Below are 19,898 nucleotides of genomic sequence, written 5' to 3'. Positions count from 1 at the left end.
TATTGCCAGTCAAACTCAAATACGGAAACGGCGTCCGCTCCCTCATCAAACCGTCCGGCTTCGGCCCACGCCTGTTGCGGATAGCGCTCATCGCGCTGGCCGTGCTCGTGATCGTGGGCGTATCCACCTTCACTTACTTTTACTATCACTACCAGAAGGTCGTCGATGACCGCCTCGCCGCCGGTCCGATCTTCGCCAGCGTCTCGCAGATCTACGCCGCACCCAAAGAAGTCCGCGCAGGTCAGAAGCTCTCCGCCGCAGCCATAGCCGCCGAACTCCGCCAGGCAGGCTACAACACCAACACGCAACTCGGCACCTTCCAGCTCAACGCCGACAACATCTTCATCAAACCCGGCCCCGAGAGCTACCACAACACCGACGGCGCTACCATCAACACCTCCAACGGCGTCGTGCAGACCATCACCGCCGAAAACGGCGTCACCCTCAGCGCCTACGAGCTCGAACCTCAGCTCATAACCGCCCTCTCCGAAGACAAGAACCGCACCAAGCGCCGCCTCGTCTCCTACAACGAGATCCCCCCGCGCATGGTGCAGGCCGTCACAGCCATCGAAGACCGCGACTTCTTCAATCACGGGGGCATCAACTACTTCCGCATCGCCAAATGCGCCTTCTCCGACCTCATCACCCACCACAGAACCTGCGGCGGCTCCACCCTCACCCAGCAGCTCGCGAAAAACCTCTTCCTCTCCCCGGAAAAGCGCATCAAGCGCAAGCTCATCGAGATCCTCATCACCTTCCAGCTCGAAAATCGCTTCAACAAAAAGCAGATCTTCGAGATGTACGCCAACGAGATCAACCTCGGCCAACGCGGCAGCTACGCCATCAACGGCTTCGGCGAGGCCGCCCAGACCTTCTTCGGCAAAAACCTCCAGCAGCTCGACCTCGCCGAGTGTGCACTCCTCGCCGGCACCATCCAGTCGCCCACTCGTCTCAATCCTTACCGCCACCCAGAGCGCGCCCTGACGCGCCGCAACGTAGTCCTCGACTCCATGGTCGAAACCGGCGCCATCACTGCCTCCGAAGCTGAGCGCACCAAAGCCGAACCCCTCCGCCTCGCCCCGCCCAACATCGACTCCAGCGAAGCCCCCTACTTCGTTGACCTCGTTCACGACCAGCTCGTAAGACGCATCGGTGACCAGGACATCGCCCACCAGAACCTCCGCATCTACACCTCGCTCGACCCCGAACTCCAGCGCGCCGCCTCCGAAGCCGTCGAGATCGGCATGAAGAACATCGACGAGCTAGTCCGCAAGCTCCACAAGACCCCCAAGGGAGAGACTCCCGGCCCCATCACCTATCCCCAGGTCGCGCTCGTCGCCATCAACCCTCACACCGGCCAGATCCTCGCTCTCGTTGGCGGTCGCAACTACGGCGTCTCGCAGCTCAACCACGCAGTCGCCGAGCGCCCCACCGGCTCCATCTTCAAACCATTCGTCTACGCAGCGGCCTACAACACCTCTCTCAACGGCCTCTCACTCGGCGACGGCGGCGAAGCAGGTGGCGGCGGAGTCTTCACCGCCCTCACCCCACTCAACGACGACACCACGACCTTCATGTACGACGGCAAGGAGTACACCCCAGGTAACTTCGAGAAGGGCGAATATCCAGGCATGGTATCCGCCACCGACGCCATCGATCACTCGCTCAACATCGCCACCATCTCGCTCGCCCAGATGGTCGGATTCGGCAACGTAGCTGCACTAGCCCGCTCCGCCGGAATCACCAGCGCCCGCGGAACCCCTTCCGTCGCCATCGGCACCTACAGCGCCACACCGATCGACATGGCGGGAGCCTACACCGTCTTCGCCAACAGCGGAGTCCACCTCACCCCGTGGATGCTGGCCTCTGTACGAAACGCGAACGGCGACATCGTCTCCGATTACTCTCCCGAAGCCAAGCAGGTCCTCGATCCGCGCGTCGCCTATCTCACCCAGTCGCTACTCGAAAGCGTCATGACCCGCGGCACCGGTGCCTCTGCCCGCGCACACGGCTTCCTCGCGCCAGCCGCAGGCAAGACCGGAACCAGCCACGACGTCTGGTTCGCCGGTTACACCTCCAACCTGATCTGCGTCGTATGGGTCGGCAACGACGACTACACCGATATCTCGACTGGACTATCGCGTCCTCTGCAAGGCGCCGACGCGGCCGCTCCCCTCTGGGCCGAGTTCATGAAGCGCGCCATCCAGCTCCCTCAATATTCCGACGTCAAATCCTTCATCCCACCCGAAGGCATCACCACTGCCCGCATCGACAGAACCTCAAGCCTTCTTGCCGACTCCACCTGCCCCGACAAGGTGATGTATGCTGCGTTCCTCGATGGCACCGCGCCCGTCAACACCTGCAGCCAGATGAGCGAAAGTCCGCAGAACTTCATCCAGAAGATCCTCGGCATCGGCGGCAGCAAATCTACACCCGACGCAACGCCAACCACACCCGCACCGATCGTCCGCGTCGCCCCAAACACCCCACCCAACGGCAACGCTCCCGACAACACACAGCAACCCGGCCAACCAAAGAAGAAAAACTTCCTCCAGAAGATCTTCGGCGGAGGCAAAGACAAACAACAGCAGCAACCACCACCCAATCCGCCCCCGCAATAAAACTGCCCCATATCTCGATTTTGAGATGTTGGCATTCGCCGGGTGGCCCATCCTTCGTAGTCGCATCACGAAGGGTGGGTTATTCGCTATACGCGCGAACCGCCTTCCTTAACTTCCCCAACCCCATCGCGTCGAACCAACCTCTGAAGCCCACGCTTAACACCCAACTTTCCCCCGACGCACAACCTGCGTCCGCCCCACTGGAGCAGCCGTCTCACCCATCCCCACCCACGCCTGACACTCCGGACACCAGTACGTCGACCGCGCCTGCAAACCCTGCTTCCGCATCATCACAGCAGCCCCACACCGCCGACACTCCTGTCCCTGTCGCCCATACACCCACAGTCGCTCCTCTCGATCCATCGCATGCGTCGTTCGCCGATTCCCCGCATACGTCACGATCCCATCCCCTGCCCCATCCACCACGTTCGCCCGCATGTACCGTTGCGAAACCTCCACCATCACTTCCATCTCGCGAGCCGTAATCGTCCTCATGGCACGAAACGGATTTACCCCGGCCGCAAAAGCCACCTCGCTCTTATAAACATTCCCCAGCCCGGCCAGCACTCTCTGATTCAGCAATACCACCGCAATCTCCGCATCAGGATTCTCTCTCCCGTAAGCGGCAAGCCGCGCCACACCACCCTCCACCGTAAACTCGTTCGACAAAATATCCGGCCCCAGCTTCGGCACCTGACTCGACCGCTCCAGCGACCGCGCCGTATGAAACTCCGCCACCGGAATATTGAACCCCACCGCCTCCCAATCAACCGTCCGAATCACCACCCGCATCCGGTCACGCCCCATCCGCCACCTCTCGCCCACGCGATACAGATGCCAGCTCCCACTCATCAACATGTGCGTCACCAGAATCAAATCGCCCGAGAAGAAAATCAGACACCACTTACCTCGCGACTCCACCTTCTCCACCACCCTACCCAGCAAAGGCGCATCGTCATTCACCCGAGCCAGCTTCGCCAGACCAGTATCAAAACCCGTGACCGTTTTGCCCCCAATAGCCTTCTGCAAAGCCCGCGCAGCACGATAGATCGTATCTCCCTCAGGCATTCGCTCTCACCTCGCCCCGAGCCCCCGGCAACGGCGGCAACCCACGTCGCACATTGAACCCCAGCGCCCCCGCCGCAAACCCTGCATCCAGCAAAAACCGCGCCATCCAATGCTCCGCAACCGCGACTCCATTCACAGACGAGATCAGCATTCCGCCCCGCCCGCTCGCGTCCTCGTCATCATGCACCCGCGTCACCAAAAACTCCGCCACACTCCGAGCCACCTGGCTTCTCTGCGGCTCCTCCTCCGGCAAAAACATCTGCACATTAGGATTCCCCCGCCTCAGATAAGCCACCAACGCACCATCACACAAGATCACCCGCGCCCCGACACTCCGCGTCAAAGAAGACCCAGCATCCGCCGCAGCAGGCCAACGCAACAGCGCACCATAAGGATTCGCCGGATCAGTTGCCGCCAGTTGCAACATCTCCACCTTCTCCGGATCCTGCTGCACCCTCAACGAACGCAGCAGATCCACGGCAGCCGGCATCGCAAACTGCGTCGCTCCAAGATCGGCCGCAAAGTACCCTCGCCGAATCTTCCCGCTCTCCTCCAGCGCCTTCATCACGTCGTAGATCGCCGAAAATCCACCCGGCAGGTTCTCCGCATGAGCCGTCTCGCGAAACACCACGCCATACCGCGTCAACAACTGCAACGCTATCGCGTGGCTCCACTCCGTAGACGACCGGTCTGCAGCAAACGCCGCTCCCTGCAGCGCCCATCTCCCCTGCGCAGTCGGAGGGGTCGTTCGCCTCGATCGAAATCCCGTCTGCTGATGCACCCTTCGCGCAGGCTTACGCGAACCACTCGACGCAGGCTTCTCGCAATATGCCCGCAGCGCCGCCATTCCATCGTTGGTCAACTGCCCCTTCCACACCAGGCTCCACAGCGCCTCCAGTGTCTCCCCCGGATACCCTCCTCCCACACCATCATGAAGATCCTGAAAGAACGACGCACCATGCGTCTTCAGATAGCCAATAATCTCCGCTTCCTTACTGGCCACTGCAACTGACGCCGGAATCACCTTCCCCTCTTCATCCCTCAACACCCGTTCCACCGGCGCAGGAGCGATCGGCCACAGAGCCGCAAGCCTCTCGGCAAGATATAGCCCAATCCGGCCGTCCCTCTCTCCAATCGGATCGAACCCCACCCAAACCACTTCGCCCGCTGCAATCAACGTATCGAGATCAGAAGATTTATATCCCAACAATCGCGCAGGCAGAATCTCCGTCTCCAAAATCGATGCTGGCAACGGCGCGCCCTGCAGATTCTCAATCACATCAAGCAGCGCATCCAATCCGCGCCGTGGCTGCACCACACCTTGCCACCGCGTAAACAGCCGAGCCAGCGTTCTCTGCTCAACCGGCTCAACCTCCTTCCGCAGTCGCGCCAGCGATCTACGCCGAATCGCCCGCAGCACCTCGTTATCGCACCACTCCCGATGGATACCCCCCGGACGAAACCCACCTTCAACCACCTTCCCGTTCTGCACCAACCGCTGCAGCACGGCCTCAACGCTGTCCGTCGGCCAGTCGTACCGCATAGCCGCCTCATGTGTCGTAAACGGTCCATGCGTCCTAGCAAAACGACGTATCAAATCAACGACAGCATCCGGCACCTCCTGCAAAAATGCAGAAGGCAGTCCCGGCGGCAGCGGCAACCCCAGCGCATCCCGATAACGAGCCGCATCTTCCACCGCGATCAGCCGCTTCTCACCGGCAACCTGCACCTCCAGCACTCGCCGCGCCCGTATCAACTTCGCAACACTATCTGCAACTTCGTCAGTTACACATCGATCCCTCAACTCAGGCCGAGTCAAATCCCCCAATCGCAGCAGCAGATCGTGCACCCCATCCATACTCCGCGCTCGATAGCTCTCAATGACACACTGCAACTGCTCCTCGGTGTCTTCAATCGCATGAATATCCAACAACTCCCGAAGATCCGCATCACCCATCAACTCCCGCAGCTGATCCTGATCGATCGAAAGCGCCTGCGCCCGCCTCTCCGCCAGCGGAGCATCTCCGTCATAGATATAGTTCGCCACATAACTGAACAACAGCGCCGAAGCAAACGGCGAGGGCGTCCGCGAATCCACCGTATGCACCCGCAGCGAACGACTCCCAATATTCCGCAGCGTCTCCATCAACGCCGGCATGTCGAACACATCCCGCAGACACTCCCGATAAGCCTCCAGCACAATCGGAAACGAAGCATACTGACTCGCAACACTCAACAAGTCATACGCACGCTTCCTCTGCTGCCAAAGCGGCGTCCGCCCATCCGCCCTCCTTCGCGGCAGCAGCAACGCACGCGCCGCACTCTCACGAAACTTTGCCGCAAACAACGCAGTCGATCCCAACTGCCGCAACACCAACTCCGCCGCCTCCTCGGGCTCCAGCAAAATCGGATCAACACCAGGCGCCTCCTCGGTCTCAGGAAACCGCAGCACAAAACCATCCTCCGACCACATCGTCTCTACTTCTTGCCCATTCACCGCCCGCAGCTTCGCCGTAACCGCCATCGCCCACGGCGCATGAACCCTGCTACCGAAGGGCGTCAGCACACAAACCCGCCAATCCCCCAACTCATCCCGCACCCGCTCAATCACAATGTTCTGGTCATCCGGAACATTAATCGTAGCCAACTCCTGATCCGCCAGATACCGCAACACATTCTCCGCCGCGCCTGGTTCCAGATCATGCTCCGTCGTCAGCCGCGCTATCGCCACACTTCGCGGAGCATCCCGCAGCTCCCTCACCAGCGCGCCAATCCTTCGCCCAAACTCAAGCGGCCGCCCAGCCTGATCACCATGCCAGAACGGCATCTTTCCCGCTTCACCCGGCGCCGGCGTCACCAACACTCGATCATGCGTAATCTCATCGATACGCCAAGTCGAAGCCCCAAGAATAAACGTATCTCCCGTCCTACTCTCGAAGACCATCTCCTCATCTAACTCGCCCACCCGCACCGGCTTCGACCTCTCCCCCGCGAGAAATACCCCATACGTCCCACGATCCGGAATCGTCCCTCCATTCAAAATGGCAATCCGCTTCACTCCAGCACGAGGCGTGATCCAGTCCCTCGTCCTGTCCCACGTAATCCGCGGACGCAACTCCGCAAACTCATCCGACGGATATCGTCCCGCCAGCATATCCAGCACACCGTCGAACACACTCTTGCTCAACCCAGCAAACGGAGCCGCCCCCCGAACCAGAGCAAACAGCGCAGCATAACTCAGCCCCGGACTCTCCTCTTCCTCGCTCTTGCGCTTCGACCGCCTCTCCGCATCAACAACATTCAGTGGAGGGTGCGCAATCACCGCCACCATCTGCTGCGCCAACACATCCAGAGGATTCCGCAGAAACCGCGTCGACTCCACATGCCCCTCATGCATCGCCCGCGTCACCGCCGCACACGCGATCAAGTCCGCACGATACTTCGGAAAGATAATCCCATGCGAAGGCGCTCCCACCTGGTGCCCCGCCCTGCCAATCCGCTGCATCCCGCTGGCAACCGACGGTGGAGCCTCAATCTGAATCACGAGATCGATCGCACCCATATCAATCCCCAGTTCCAACGACGAAGTCGCCACCAGCGCCTTGATCTTCCCCGCCTTCAGCAACTCTTCAATCTCGCTCCGCTGCGTCGCAGCAAGCGAGCCATGATGTGCCCGCGCAATCTGCTCTCCCGCCAACTCATTCAACGCACCCGCCAGCCGCTCCGCCACCCGCCGAGCATTCACAAAGATCAGCGTCGACGTCCTCGACTGAATAATCTCAAGCAGTCGCGGATGAATCGACTGCCAGATCGAAGTCCGCTTCGGCCCCTGCGAAGCCGGCCCACTCGGCTGCTCCTGAATCTCCCCGAGCCTGGCCATATCCTCAACCGGAACCTCAACCTTCAGCTCCAGCACCTTCCTCGCCCCGGCGTTCACCACCGTCACCGGCCGGTACAGCGGAGCACCCGCACCCACCTCCGCGCCTGCGCCATCATCGCCAGTCGCTTCCAGCAGCACGCCGCCAACTCCAAACGCATCCGCACCTGCCGACTCGCCGACTCGCTGACTCGCTTGCTCGCTAACCCGCTGCCGCGCAGCATCCGCCCCACCCAAAAACCGCGCCACCTCTTCCAATGGCCTCTGCGTCGCCGAAAGCCCAATCCGCTGCAGCTTTCTCCCGGTCAACGCCTCCAACCGCTCCAGCGACAACGCCATATGCGCTCCGCGTTTACTCGGCACCAGCGCGTGAATCTCATCCACGATCACCGTCTCAACCGATCGCAGCGCCTCTCCGGCCTCCGACGTCAGCAGCAGATAAAGACTCTCCGGTGTCGTGATCAAAATATCGCCAGGATGCTTCCGAAACCGCGCCCGCTCCTTCGGCGAAGTATCTCCCGTGCGCACGCTGATCTCCGGCATCCGCACGTCCACGCCCTCGCGCTTCGCCATATTCGCAATACCGATCAGAGGAGAACGCAGATTCCTCTCCACATCGGCCGCCAGCGCTTTCAGAGGTGAGAGATAGACGACACGACACCCACGCTCAGCCTCCGGCGCGATACGCAACATCAATTTATCAAGACACCACAGAAAAGCCGTCAACGTCTTACCTGTGCCCGTCGGCGCCAGTATCAGCGTCGACTCACCCCGGGCAATCGCCGGCCAACCCTCCACCTGCGGAGCCGTCGGCCCCTCGAACACAGCCCTGAACCACTTCGCTGTAATCGGATGAAAAAGCGCAAGCGCCTGCTCCCCCGTCGCAGCGCTATTAGCCAGCGGCAGAGCCTCAATCTTCTTCTTCGGCTTGGAAGGAGGTAGCGGCATCGTCTCAAAGTGCTTTCAGCAGCATAACTGCGGCACTGTATAAGATGCGCGCCGACGGCTTGAGGTCCGCCTCCGCTTCAAACCATCCACAGCACTCTCATCCCGTTTTTACGGGACTATAAAAATAGCAGTTTGCGCCGAACTCCACCTCAAAAAGATCCGTCGAGTCCTCCGCCTGCTCCGCATTCCCCAGTACCAAATATCCGTCCGGAGCCAGCTTCCGATGGATCTCACGAAAGAGTGCACGTCGATCCTGCTGAGAAAAATAAAGCAACACGTTTCTCAGCAGCACAAGATCGAACACCGGCAAAAGCGACAACGGAGCACATAGGTTCGCGTACTGAAACTCACACATCGACCGAATCTGCGGACTGACCTCCCACTCTTCGCCGTCCCGCGTCATGTACTTCAGCAGCATTCTCGCAGGCAGTCCCCGGTTCACCTCCAGGCGCCGATACCGTCCCTTCTGCGCGTAGTCCACGACCTGTCGTGAGATATCGGTCCCAATAATCTTGACATCCCAATGAGCCAGGTCCGGAAAATGCTCCGCGATCACCATCGCCAGACTGTACGCCTCCTGCCCGGTCGAACTCGCTGCACTCCATATCCGCAGCCTGCGCGCATCCTGCCGCCGTTCGATCAGTCGAGGAAGAATAACCTCCCGAAACATCTCAAATGGCTTCAGATCGCGAAAAAAACTGGTCTCATTGATCGTCATCGCCTCAGCAACCGCCCGGTGCAGATGAGCCGGACGACCCGATTTCAACATCGTGACGAAGTCACCAAGGCTTTCCGCGCCCGACAACCTCGCAATCTGCGTCAACCTCGTATCGAACAAAGCATTGCGCGAAGGGTCGATCAGGTTAGCCGACTGTTCCTGCACAAGTTCACGTAGATAGGTGTAATCCGACTCAGAGACAGCCATCAGTCATCTCCCGATGGGGTGCCGTCGCCGACGTCGCTAACGGCACAGCGTTCAGCTTCGTCAGCCGGCCTGCGTTAACCCTCTTGTTCAATGCCTCTGCCATCGCGCCGAGCGACAGGGTTGCACTGGCTATGCCGGCCTCCGTCACCTTGCCCGGCATCCCCCAAACGGCAGAGCTCGCCTCATCCTGCGCCAGTACAGTCCCACCACGCGCATGGACCGCCCGCGCTCCATCCAGGCCATCCGCGCCCATTCCCGTCATCACCAGCGCCATCGCCGAGGCCCCGAACATCCGCGCCGCAGAGAAGAAAAGATAGTCAACCGCAGGTTTGCAATGGTTCAACGGCTCCCGCTGGTGCAGCCGAACGCGACCGTTTCGCCCCGCGACGCTTGCGTCCTGCTTCTCCATCAGCCCGTTGCTCGGCCCTATCTCCATATGGGCATCTCCCGGAGCAAGCCAGACCGTTCCCGGACGGATCACTGCATTTTCATAGGCCTCTCGAACATGCAGTTTGCAGATCTTATCCAGCCGCTCCGCGAGCGCGCCGGTAAACAGCTTTGGCATATGCTGCACAATCAGAATCGGAACAGCAAAGTCTCCCGGCAGCTTCGGTAGTAGTTGTTCGAGCGCGGTTGGGCCGCCGGTAGACAATCCGATCACAACGACCTCAACAGGCAAGGCAGCCTTCGCAGGTGCCTCGGCCGATTGCAACGCCGGTCTCTTGGCTGGCGAAGACTCCTTGTCCGCGCTCACCTCCCGTTGGCGAGCGCCCTTGGCCAGCGCAGCGATTCGCGGCAACAGCTGTTTCGACAGCGACACCATCGCCGAAGCAAAGTCGCGCTGCTCCGCCGGTTTGGTCACATAGTCCGAAGCACCGCTCGCCAACGCCTCCAGGGTCGATCGCGCTCCGTGCTCGGTGTACGAGCTGCACATGATCACCGGCAGACTAGGGTTCTCCACACGCAGCCGATGCAACACCTCCAGACCATTCAGCCTCGGCATCTCGAGATCAAGCACAAGGACATCCGGCGCCAGGCGCTTCACCGACTCCAGGCAATCAATCCCGTCCTGCGCAACCCCGCACAACTCCATACGAGGCAGCTCGCCCGAGCGTTCTTCCGCATGCATCTGAAACAGCTTCCACATGATGCCACGCATCACCGCGGAGTCATCCGCCGCGAGGATGCGCAGAGGCCGATCATCCAAAGTACTCATGTCTGCTTTCCTTAGTCTTCCGGTTTAGGCGGCAATTCAAGCGGCGATAACACCCAGCAGAAGCATCTTTTCCCGAAGACTCTCCGGCGTAAAGGGCTTCATCAGAAACTCATCCGCACCATTGTCGAGCGCAGTCGTGATAAATGTGTGATCAGCCTCCGTCGTTACCATCATCACCTTCATGTCCGGGCCGAGGTTCGCATCACGCAGCGCCTTGACGCACTCCAACCCGTTCATCACCGGCATATTGACGTCCAGCAACATCAGGTCGAAGGACTCCTGCGCTGCCAACACGGTCAGTGCGTCACTCCCGTCTACCGCCTCTTCACACACGATGTCCATTCGGCTCAGCAAGTGCCGAAGGTACTCGCGGATGAAGCTGGAGTCATCCACGATCAAGGCTCGCATCTGCACCTCCATTTGAATTTTTCCTAAATAACCCCGTCTCCGACAGCCGCGACGGGCTCAACTTCTGCGGATCCAGTCGAATCATCAGACCTGACTCCATCTTGTACGCTCCATCGAAGAGCCACTTGCCTCGTGCCTCCAACGTGCATGGATTTTCTTCCAACGCGCTCTGGCTCACCACAACCACGCCGCCAACCGCATCCACTACCAGGCCGAACCGCTCCGCCGCCTTGTCGTCCTCCATCACCAGCACACAACTCCGCCCCGAATGCGCCTCGACTCCGAGCAGCGCTCGAAGATTTACGGTCGTCAGCACCTCACCACGGTAAGGCACAACACCCGCGATGAAGGTAGGCGACATCGGCACCTGCTGCAGGTCCCGCTCGCCCAGCACCTCGCGTATCTTGCTCGTGTCGATCCCGAACGTCTCGCTCCCCGCATACAGTGAACAGAGAGACACCGCATCGCTCTCATCCTGGATCTCATCGACCTTCGCCTTGCCAGCGATTCTCATGCAACCTCCTGCCATACGCCCTTCGCCTTCACACCAAATTCACGATGAACCAGCGTCAGTTTTTCTTTCACCAGGGCAAGCTCCACTCCATCGGTCGCCTCGTCGCGCTCAAGCAGCGTGCCGTGCGACACATCCAACACCTGACGCACGATCATGCCGCCCCGCTGCACTCCGCCCATCTCGGCATCGCCGCAGATCAGCACCGTTGCCATCACCTCTTCGCCTCGCTGCCGCGCCGCTTCGAGATCCGCCAGCACATTTCCTTCGTCCTTCAACGGCAACAGCTCTCCGCGATACTGCAACAGCGGCCGTCCACCCGCATACTCGATCTGTCCCAGCGGCACACTCTCGATCCGCTCCACCACATCCAGCGGCAGCGCAGTCCTCTCCCGCGCACGATCCTCGAAGATCAGGAACTGCGTCCCCGCAGCCTCCTGGACCGAGGCCTCGCCCACACCAATCCCACCAATCTCTTCTTCCATCGGCTTCACACCAGCTCGAGCCGCGGTCGCTCCAATGTCCAGAATCAAAGCAAGCGTCCCATTCCCCAGCACCGTCGCGCCCGAAAACAATCCAATCTCCCGCAACACCGGTGACAACGGCTTGACCACAATCTCCTCAGGCGACATCAGATCATCCACGACCAGGCCATACCGGCAACCCTCCGCCTCCAGCACCGCGAGATAATGCCCCTTCGACTTCTCCGGAGCGTCCGCATCCAACCCAAGCAATCGATCCAGCCACACCATCGGCAGCAGATGTTCCCTCAATCGATAAAGCTCCGACGAGCCGATCCGCTGCACCACCTCTTTGAACTCACGCTCCGGAATATCCACCAGCTCCACCAACGCGCTCTGCGGCAATGCGAAGCTCTGCCCCCCGCTCTTCACCACCAGCGATGGAACAATCGCAAGCGTCAGCGGCACCCGCAGCCGCAGCGTCGTGCCTACGCCCCTGCGCGACTCCACCTCAACGCTCCCGCCAACCTTCTCCACGTTCGCGCGCACCACATCCATCCCGACGCCGCGCCCCGAAACCGTAGTCACCGCCGCCGCCGTCGAGAAGCCCGGCAGAAATATCAGCTGCAACGCCTCCCTCTCCGACATCGCCGCGGCAGCCTCCGCCGTCACCAGGTTCCGTTCGACCGCCTTCTGCAGCACACGCTCAATCGGTATCCCCGCACCATCATCTTCAACCTCAATCACCACCGACCCGCTCTGATGGAATGCCTTCAACCGAAGACACCCCTCCGCCGACTTACCAGCCAGCACACGGTCAGCAGGCGATTCAATTCCATGATCGACCGCATTCCTCACCGCATGCGTCAGCGGATCTTTGATCGCCTCCAGCAAGCTCTTATCCAGCCCAGTCTCCTGCCCGCTAAACTCAACCCTCACATCACGGCCGCACGTCCGCGCCAGATCCCGCACCATCCGCGGAAACTTGCCAAACAGATTTCCCACCGGCTGCATCCTGGCCTGCATCACCGTCTCGCGCAGATCCGCGGTAACGCTATCCAGACGCCGCGCCAGTTCGGGAAAGTTCGCCGCCTCCATGCCGCTCTGCAGCATCTGGTTGCGAGTCAACACCAGCTCTCCCACCAGATTCATCATGCGATTCAACACGTCTACATCGATACGCAGCGTCTTATCGGCGCTTGCCTTCTCACTCACTACCGTCGGCTGCAAACCTGGCGATGCCCCACTCCCAGCGACAGGCACAGCACCCTCTACCTTGGTCGTCTCCACCAAAGCAATCTGAGGAGCCTCGATCTCCGGCAACTCCGCAGGCTCCTGCCCGTTCAACATCGCCAACTCTGCGATCAGCTCTCCGTCTTCATCACCCGCCCGGGTCCCTTCGCTGCCGGTCTCCTCAATCAGCACCAGAATCGCGCGCAGCCCATCCATCAAGCGCAACAGCCCGCTGATCAGCTCCGAGGTCACAGCAAGTCTGCCGTCCCGCAGCGAACCCAGCAGATGCTCTCCCGCGTGCGCCAGCTTCTCCAGGCGATCGAATCCCAGAAACCCCGTCGTCCCTTTGATCGTGTGCACCGCACGGAAGATCTCTCCCAGCAATCCAGCGTCGTCAGGCCGCGTCTCGAGCTCAGTCAGACACCGTTCCATCCGGTCCAGACCTTCCTGGCTCTCTGCGATAAATTCTTTGGTTAGGTCGTCCACACTCTCTCTATCGGACACAGGACGGTAACCATGAGCGCAACACGACTTGCTATCGAACCCCGCACCCGATAGCCTCACTCACATCATGTCCTCCACCGAACGTCCCAGCGAGCTCCCCCCCGCACAAATCGCCGATCTCCAACAGCGAGCGCGCGCCGTTGCGGAACACGCCTACGCGCCCTACAGCAAATTTCGCGTCGGCGCCGCCCTCCTCCTCACGGACGGTACTATAGTCACCGGCTGCAACGTCGAGAACGCCTCCTACCGCCTCACCACCTGCGCCGAGCAGGCCGCCATCGCCACCGCCGTCTCCCTCCACGGACCGGGCATCCGCATCCGTGCCGTCGCCATCGCTAACCTCAACGCCGCCGCCAGCGAACCCTGCGGAGCCTGTCGCCAGACCATCCACGAGTTCAGCACCCCCGACACCATCGTCTTCTATCCCTCCGCCTTCGGAGTCATCGCCGAGACCACCATCGCCAAACTACTCCCCGCCGCCTTCGTTCTGGAAAACTCATAGGAAATTCGCATCCAAATTCGTAACTATAATAGATACATTCATCGTTATGACTCAGCCCATCCACCCCATCGACGTCATCCTCCACAAGCGCGACGGCCACGTCCTCAGCGACGCCGAAATTAAAGCCTTCATCCGCGCCATCGTCGACCGTACCCCAACCAACCAGCTCGTCACCGACGCCCAGATCGCCGCATTCCTCATGGCCGTCTTCCAACGCGGACTCGACCCACACGAGCTCGCCACCCTCACCTCTGCCATGCGCTACTCCGGCGAAACCTTCGACGCGGCACCACTCCACACCTTCACCATCGACAAGCACTCCACCGGCGGCGTCGGCGACAAGACATCCCTCCTCATCGCACCCATCCTCGCCGCAGCAGGCTTGGCCTCACCCACATCGTCAGGCATCCCCGGCATCTGCGTCCCCATGATCTCTGGCAGAAGCCTCGGCCACACCGGTGGCACACTCGACAAACTCGAAACCATCCCCGGCTTCAACACGCAGCTCACCCTCGACCACCTCTTCCTCACCCTGGAAAAATGCGGCGCAGCCATGGTCGGCCAAACCCCGCACCTCGTCCCCGCCGACCGCATCCTCTACGCCCTCCGCGACCACACCGGCACCGTCGAGTCCCCCTTTCTCATCTGCGCCAGCATCATGAGCAAAAAACTCGCCGAAGACCTCAAGGCCCTCGTCCTCGACGTCAAGGTCGGCAGCGGCGCCTTCATGCCCACCTACGAGCAGTCAAAGTTCCTCGCCGAACTCATGGTCCAGACCGGCGAAACCTCCGGCACCCGCACCGTCGCGCTCCTCACCGGCATGGACGAGCCACTCGGCCGCTTCTCCGGAAACTGGGTCGAGGTCTGGGAGTGCATCGACATCATGCGCGCCCGCCGCCCCCAGGACCGCCATCCCATGTCGGCCGACCTGATCGAACTCTCGAACATCCTCTCCGGCTGGATGCTTCACCTCGCCGGACACGCCGCGACCCCGGAAGAAGGTGCAATTCTCTCCAACAACATCCTCCTCAGCGGCACCGCCTACAAAGCGTGGCTCAAGATCGTTGCAACCCAATGCGGCGACATCGCCGTCTTCGAAGATCCCGCAGCGCACCACCAACCCACTGCCTCACGCACACTCGCCGCCACTCACTCCGGCTATCTCGCCAGCATGGACTGCAAACAAGTCGGCTGGGCCGTTCAACGCCTCGGCGCAGGCCGCGCCAAACCCGGCGACCCCGTCAGCGCCCACGCCGGCATCGAGATGCACGCCAAACTCGGAGCCAAAATTAAAATCGGCCAACCCCTCATCACTCTCTTCAGCGAAGACCCCGATCTCCTCGACGAACCCGAAGCCATGCTCCGCGAAACCCTCCACATTGCCTCGACACCACCCCAGAACCAACCCCTCATCCGCGAAGTAATTCAAAAAAAATAATAGCCGACGAACTGTTCTCAGACAGCGCTCTAGAAACAGAAGAAGACCCGGAGACATCGTCTCCGGGTCCATCTCATCTCAACCTCTGAGTAACTAGTTGAGCGCGACCAGAACATTGTTGTCTTCGCGAAGAGCTGCCTCTTGCGTCCGTGCCTTTGCCCACTTCTCCTGCTTCGAGGTCGTAAGGTGAGCGTTCATCGACGCAGAGTCGCAACGAATCTCGCTGAGGAAGTACTGGTTTCCATACTTATGGAAGACCAGCTTGTTCGACACATGCGAGCTGCTCGAATCGGGCAATGTAACGGCCATCAGATTAACCTTCTTCGCTCGATCGCTAATCGTGACGATGCGTGGAGAAGAGATATCGGAGCCGATAACGTAAGTGCCAGCTGGAAGCGATTCACCATTGACGGTGAAGTTGAACGGAACGGTTGCCTGGACTCGATGATCCTGTGCCATGGCGCTGCCGGCCGTAACGAAACTTGCTGCGACGAAGAGAGCGATTGCGGATATGCGGTTCATGGTGATCTCCTTTTTCTGAGGTGCCCTCATTCGGCTCCCTCTTGGCCCGGGTGCTCCGGAATACTGTCTGGAGCGTGTTTGCTATGCCCGGATATATTGCAAGCCCGTGGCCAAAGTGGCCAGAGTCCGTGCAAGAAAACCGCATGCGTGCATTTGCAACGAGATACACCCGCATCAATCAGCCCCTTCGCAATCGCCCTCCGCCACGCTCAGTCTCATCGGTATCCGAACGGTTACCCGCAGGTATCCGATAGGCTCCCGTCACCCTTGAATACCCTGCATACCGTCAATTCAGCTACACTTTGACGCATCGGAGGTCCCCGATGCAGCCGCGGCTCCTTGCCATCAAAGGTTCGCTGACAGGCACTGTTCGACAGCTCGTCGACGGCCAGATCTCCATCGGCCGCGACGACGCGAATCAGCTATGCCTGGTCGATCCCGTGGTCTCGCGAAGACACTGCACCATCCGAAAGACCGAAGCGCTACATGAACTCATCGACCTCGACAGCCAGAACGGTACCTTCGTCAATGGAACCCCCATACGCCGCAAGACCGTGGACCACGGCGATACCATCCGCATCGGCAGCGCCGAGTTCGTCTTCCTCACCCACGAAGGCGAACATACCCCCACCTCCAAAATCCACCTGAGCGACAGCTCTTCCAACACCAGACTCGCGATGTTTCGAGTGGAGGACTCACCCGTGCCCCCGGCATTTGGCATCGAGGTAGGGCGGATGGCGCGCGATCTAACCGCGCTGTTCAGAATCAGCAACATTATCAACTCAATCCGCGACGCAGAACTCCTGCAACGCGAACTTCTTCGCCTGATCTTCGAAGTCGTCCCAGCCGAAGACGGCGCTGTCGTTCTGCTGACCGATCTCGAAGAGGAGAGTCCTTCCATCTGCGCATGGAGCCGAAAGACCGACGAGGCGTCGAACATCGAAATTCAGCGAGAGTTCGTTCATCGCGCAATCTGGGAGAGAGCCGCCGTCTTCACCGAGTCACCTTCAGACTCAACCGCAGCGCGAAACATACTCTGCCTCCCACTCGTGGCCGTTGAACGAACCATCGGCGCCATCTATCTCACCTCGCCTCACCCCGCTCCGCCATTCCGCGAGGACCACATTCACTTTCTCGACTCGGTCTCCCGCATCGCTGCAGTCACGCTTGAAAACATACTCGCCCTCGACTCTCTTCGCTCCGAAAATCTGCGCTTGAAGCAAGAGCTAAACCAGACCAGCAACCTGATCGGCGAAAGCAAGCAAATCCGCCAGGTAGAAGAGTTCATCTCCCGCGTCTCACAGAGCGACTCCACCGTCCTCATCCGTGGCGAAAGCGGCACCGGAAAAGAAGTTGTCGCACGCTCCATACATCAGATCAGCCCTCGGAAAGATCGCCCATTCATCGCCATCAACTGCGCCGCAATCCCCGAGACGCTCCTCGAAAGCGAACTCTTCGGCCATGAAAAGGGTGCCTACACCGGCGCCGTCGGAATGAGAAAGGGAAAGCTCGAAGCAGCCGAAGACGGAACGCTGTTTCTGGACGAGATCGGCGAACTCGCCCCACCCATGCAGGCCAAGTTACTCCGAGTCCTTCAGCAAAAAGAGTTCGAGCGCGTCGGAGGAACAAACTCCGTCCCGTTCAAAGCGCGCGTTCTAGCCGCCACCAACAAAAATCTCGAGCAGGCCATCAAGTCCGGCGAATTTCGTCAGGACCTCTACTACCGCCTCAACGTTGTCTCCGTCACGATCCCACCTCTTCGCGAACATCGTGAAGACATCCCTCTCCTCGCTCTTTTTTTCGCGTCAAAATACGCGCAAAGAGCGAAGCGCCCCTTCAAGGGAATCTCACGCGAGGCCCGCGCGCTCCTGACAGCCTACAGCTGGCCCGGAAACGTTCGCGAACTCGAGAACGCAATCGAGCACGCCATCGTCCTGGGCCTTACCGAAGAGATCCTCCCCGAAGATCTTCCCAACGGAGTACTCGAGGAGCAATCCGCAGAACTCGCCGGAGCCCGCTACCACGACGTCCTCAACCAATCCAAAAAAGAGATGATCCTCAACGCACTACGCGAATCGAAGGGCAGCTATCCCGAAGCCGCGCGCCTCCTCGGCATTCACCCCAAGTACCTCCACCGCCTGGCCCGCAACCTCAATCTCAAATCCGATCAAACGTAACGAGCCCAGAAACAAATTAGCGACACGACCGATCTGTACTACTCCAACATGGAGCGTTGCAGCTGTTCTCAACTCCAACAGCGCGTGCTCCGACAACTCAACTCACACCGCTCGTGCAACAACAAACCTTGAAATCCCTAGGCCCCTCCCCCTCCCACCCGTTACACTCAACCCGTACTCATAATTGCGATCCATCTAGCAGGAGCAGCCTTTGCCCCGATTCATCGGTCTTCTCGGCCTCATCACGTTTCTTGGCCTCTCGTACGCCTTCTCCACCAACCGCAGCGCCATCCGCTGGCGCACCGTTGCCTGGGGTCTCAGCCTGCAGATCATCTTCGCCTTCCTCGTCATCAAGTGGAACACCGGCCAACTCATCCTCCACAACGTCAGCGCCGTCATCACCTCCCTCCTCGCGCACTCGGTCGACGGCTCCTCCCTCGTCTTCGGCCGCCTCGGCACCCCCGGGCCCTTCGCCATCCTCGCCTTCGCCGTCCTCCCCACCATCATCTTTGTCAGCGCCTTCTTCGCCATCATGTACCACATCGGCCTCATGCAGCACGTCATCCGCATCGTCGCCTGGATCATGCAGCGCACCATGGGAACCTCCGGTGCCGAGTCCACCAACGTCGCCGCAAGCATCTTCATGGGCCAGACCGAAGCCCCCCTCACCATCCGCCCCTTCCTCGCCGGCGCAACCCGCAGCGAACTTATGGTCATCATGACCTCCGGCATGGCCCACGTCTCCGGAGGCATCATGGCCGCCTACATCAGCTTCGGCATCAACGCGCAAGATCTCCTCTCCGCCGTCATCATGACCGCACCCGGCACCATCCTCGTCGCAAAAATGCTCGTCCCCGAAACCGAAGTCCCCGCCACCATCGGCACCGTCCACATGCCTCCCAACGAGGAGCACAAAGACGAAAACTTCATCGCCTCCATCGCCCGTGGCACTCTCGATGGCGGCAAACTCGCCTTCAACGTCGCCATCATGCTCATCAGCTTCGTCGCTCTCGTCGGCCTCTTCAACGCCATCATGCTCGGCATCTCCAACTTCGCCTGGGCCCACGGACACATTCCCTTCCCTCACTCCCTCAACGCCATCCTCGGCGTCATCGGAGCCCCCATCGCCTGGCTCATCGGCATCCCCTGGCGCGAAGCTCCCACCATCGGCAACCTCCTCGGCACCCGCACCATGATCAACGAGTTCGTCGCCTTCACCCAATTAGGCGCCATCAAATCCACCCTTACCCCACGCACCTTCTCCATCGCCACCTTCGCCCTCTGCGGCTTCGCAAACGTAGGCTCCATCGGCATGCAGATCGGCGGCATCGGCGCCCTCGTCCCCAACCGCCGTAACGACCTCGCCCAGCTGGGCCTTCGCGCCATGCTCGCCGGAACCATGGCCAACCTCATGTCCGCCAGCATCGTCTCCATGCTCATCAAATAACACCGAAGCCAAATAACATCGAAGCCTCCAACTCTGTAGG

13 protein-coding genes are annotated in these 19,898 nt (G+C 60.3%); 5 read left to right on the top strand and 8 right to left on the bottom strand.

Annotated features, from left to right (window positions below; genetic code table 11):
• Nucleotides 1-2 precede the first annotated feature (2 nt).
• Nucleotides 3-2,621, top strand: a complete 2,619-nt coding sequence (locus RBB82_RS18395) for a transglycosylase domain-containing protein (RefSeq protein ID WP_433972198.1) — start codon at nucleotides 3-5, stop codon at nucleotides 2,619-2,621.
• A 156-nt stretch (nucleotides 2,622-2,777) separates the two neighbouring features.
• Here the strand turns inward: RBB82_RS18395 and RBB82_RS18390 are convergent, their stop codons facing one another.
• The 7 genes from RBB82_RS18390 to RBB82_RS18360 form a co-directional block, all read right to left on the bottom strand.
• Entirely contained in the window at nucleotides 2,778-3,689 is a 912-nt protein-coding gene (locus RBB82_RS18390) for an Fpg/Nei family DNA glycosylase (protein WP_433972197.1), read from the bottom strand.
• Nucleotides 3,682-8,514 carry an Lhr family helicase gene (locus RBB82_RS18385; RefSeq protein ID WP_433972196.1) on the bottom strand — a complete coding sequence of 1,611 codons (4,833 nt, stop codon included), beginning with the start codon at nucleotides 8,512-8,514 and terminating at the stop codon, nucleotides 3,682-3,684. The genes RBB82_RS18390 and RBB82_RS18385 overlap by 8 nt, the downstream gene beginning before the upstream one ends.
• 97 nt (nucleotides 8,515-8,611) lie before the next feature.
• On the bottom strand, nucleotides 8,612-9,439 hold the full coding sequence (locus RBB82_RS18380; protein ID WP_433972195.1) for a CheR family methyltransferase: 828 nt from the start codon (nucleotides 9,437-9,439) through the stop codon (nucleotides 8,612-8,614).
• On the bottom strand, nucleotides 9,426-10,655 hold the full coding sequence (locus RBB82_RS18375) for a protein-glutamate methylesterase/protein-glutamine glutaminase (protein WP_433972194.1): 1,230 nt from the start codon (nucleotides 10,653-10,655) through the stop codon (nucleotides 9,426-9,428). The genes RBB82_RS18380 and RBB82_RS18375 overlap by 14 nt, the downstream gene beginning before the upstream one ends.
• Before the next feature lie 36 nt (nucleotides 10,656-10,691).
• On the bottom strand, nucleotides 10,692-11,063 hold the full coding sequence (locus tag RBB82_RS18370; RefSeq protein ID WP_433972193.1) for a response regulator: 372 nt from the start codon (nucleotides 11,061-11,063) through the stop codon (nucleotides 10,692-10,694).
• A complete protein-coding gene (locus tag RBB82_RS18365; RefSeq protein WP_433972192.1) occupies nucleotides 11,041-11,577 on the bottom strand; it encodes a chemotaxis protein CheW in 537 nt (178 codons plus the stop codon). The genes RBB82_RS18370 and RBB82_RS18365 overlap by 23 nt, the downstream gene beginning before the upstream one ends.
• On the bottom strand, nucleotides 11,574-13,754 hold the full coding sequence (locus tag RBB82_RS18360) for a chemotaxis protein CheA (RefSeq protein WP_433972191.1): 2,181 nt from the start codon (nucleotides 13,752-13,754) through the stop codon (nucleotides 11,574-11,576). The genes RBB82_RS18365 and RBB82_RS18360 overlap by 4 nt, the downstream gene beginning before the upstream one ends.
• A gap of 46 nt (nucleotides 13,755-13,800) precedes the next feature.
• Between RBB82_RS18360 and RBB82_RS18355 the strand changes: the two genes are divergently transcribed.
• Entirely contained in the window at nucleotides 13,801-14,274 is a 474-nt protein-coding gene (locus RBB82_RS18355; RefSeq protein WP_433972190.1) for a cytidine deaminase, read from the top strand.
• A gap of 46 nt (nucleotides 14,275-14,320) precedes the next feature.
• A complete protein-coding gene (locus tag RBB82_RS18350; protein WP_433972189.1) occupies nucleotides 14,321-15,712 on the top strand; it encodes a thymidine phosphorylase in 1,392 nt (463 codons plus the stop codon).
• 93 nt (nucleotides 15,713-15,805) lie between these two features.
• Here RBB82_RS18350 and RBB82_RS18345 read toward each other — a convergent pair whose 3' ends face one another.
• A complete protein-coding gene (locus RBB82_RS18345) occupies nucleotides 15,806-16,234 on the bottom strand; it encodes a hypothetical protein (RefSeq protein ID WP_433972188.1) in 429 nt (142 codons plus the stop codon).
• Nucleotides 16,235-16,557: 323 nt separating this feature from the next.
• On the opposite strand from RBB82_RS18345, the gene RBB82_RS18340 reads away from it, so the two are divergent.
• Complete coding sequence (locus RBB82_RS18340; RefSeq protein WP_433972187.1) at nucleotides 16,558-18,411, top strand: sigma 54-interacting transcriptional regulator; 1,854 nt, start codon at nucleotides 16,558-16,560, stop codon at nucleotides 18,409-18,411.
• Nucleotides 18,412-18,622: 211 nt separating this feature from the next.
• Nucleotides 18,623-19,858 carry a NupC/NupG family nucleoside CNT transporter gene (locus RBB82_RS18335; RefSeq protein WP_433972186.1) on the top strand — a complete coding sequence of 412 codons (1,236 nt, stop codon included), beginning with the start codon at nucleotides 18,623-18,625 and terminating at the stop codon, nucleotides 19,856-19,858.
• Nucleotides 19,859-19,898 lie beyond the last annotated feature (40 nt).

It is taken from the genome of Tunturiibacter lichenicola, from assembly GCF_051013355.1.
GTDB classification, from domain to species: domain Bacteria; phylum Acidobacteriota; class Terriglobia; order Terriglobales; family Acidobacteriaceae; genus Edaphobacter; species Edaphobacter lichenicola_F.
The sequence above is the reverse complement of the archived record's forward strand: the minus strand, read 5'-3'. Positions and strand labels throughout refer to the sequence as shown.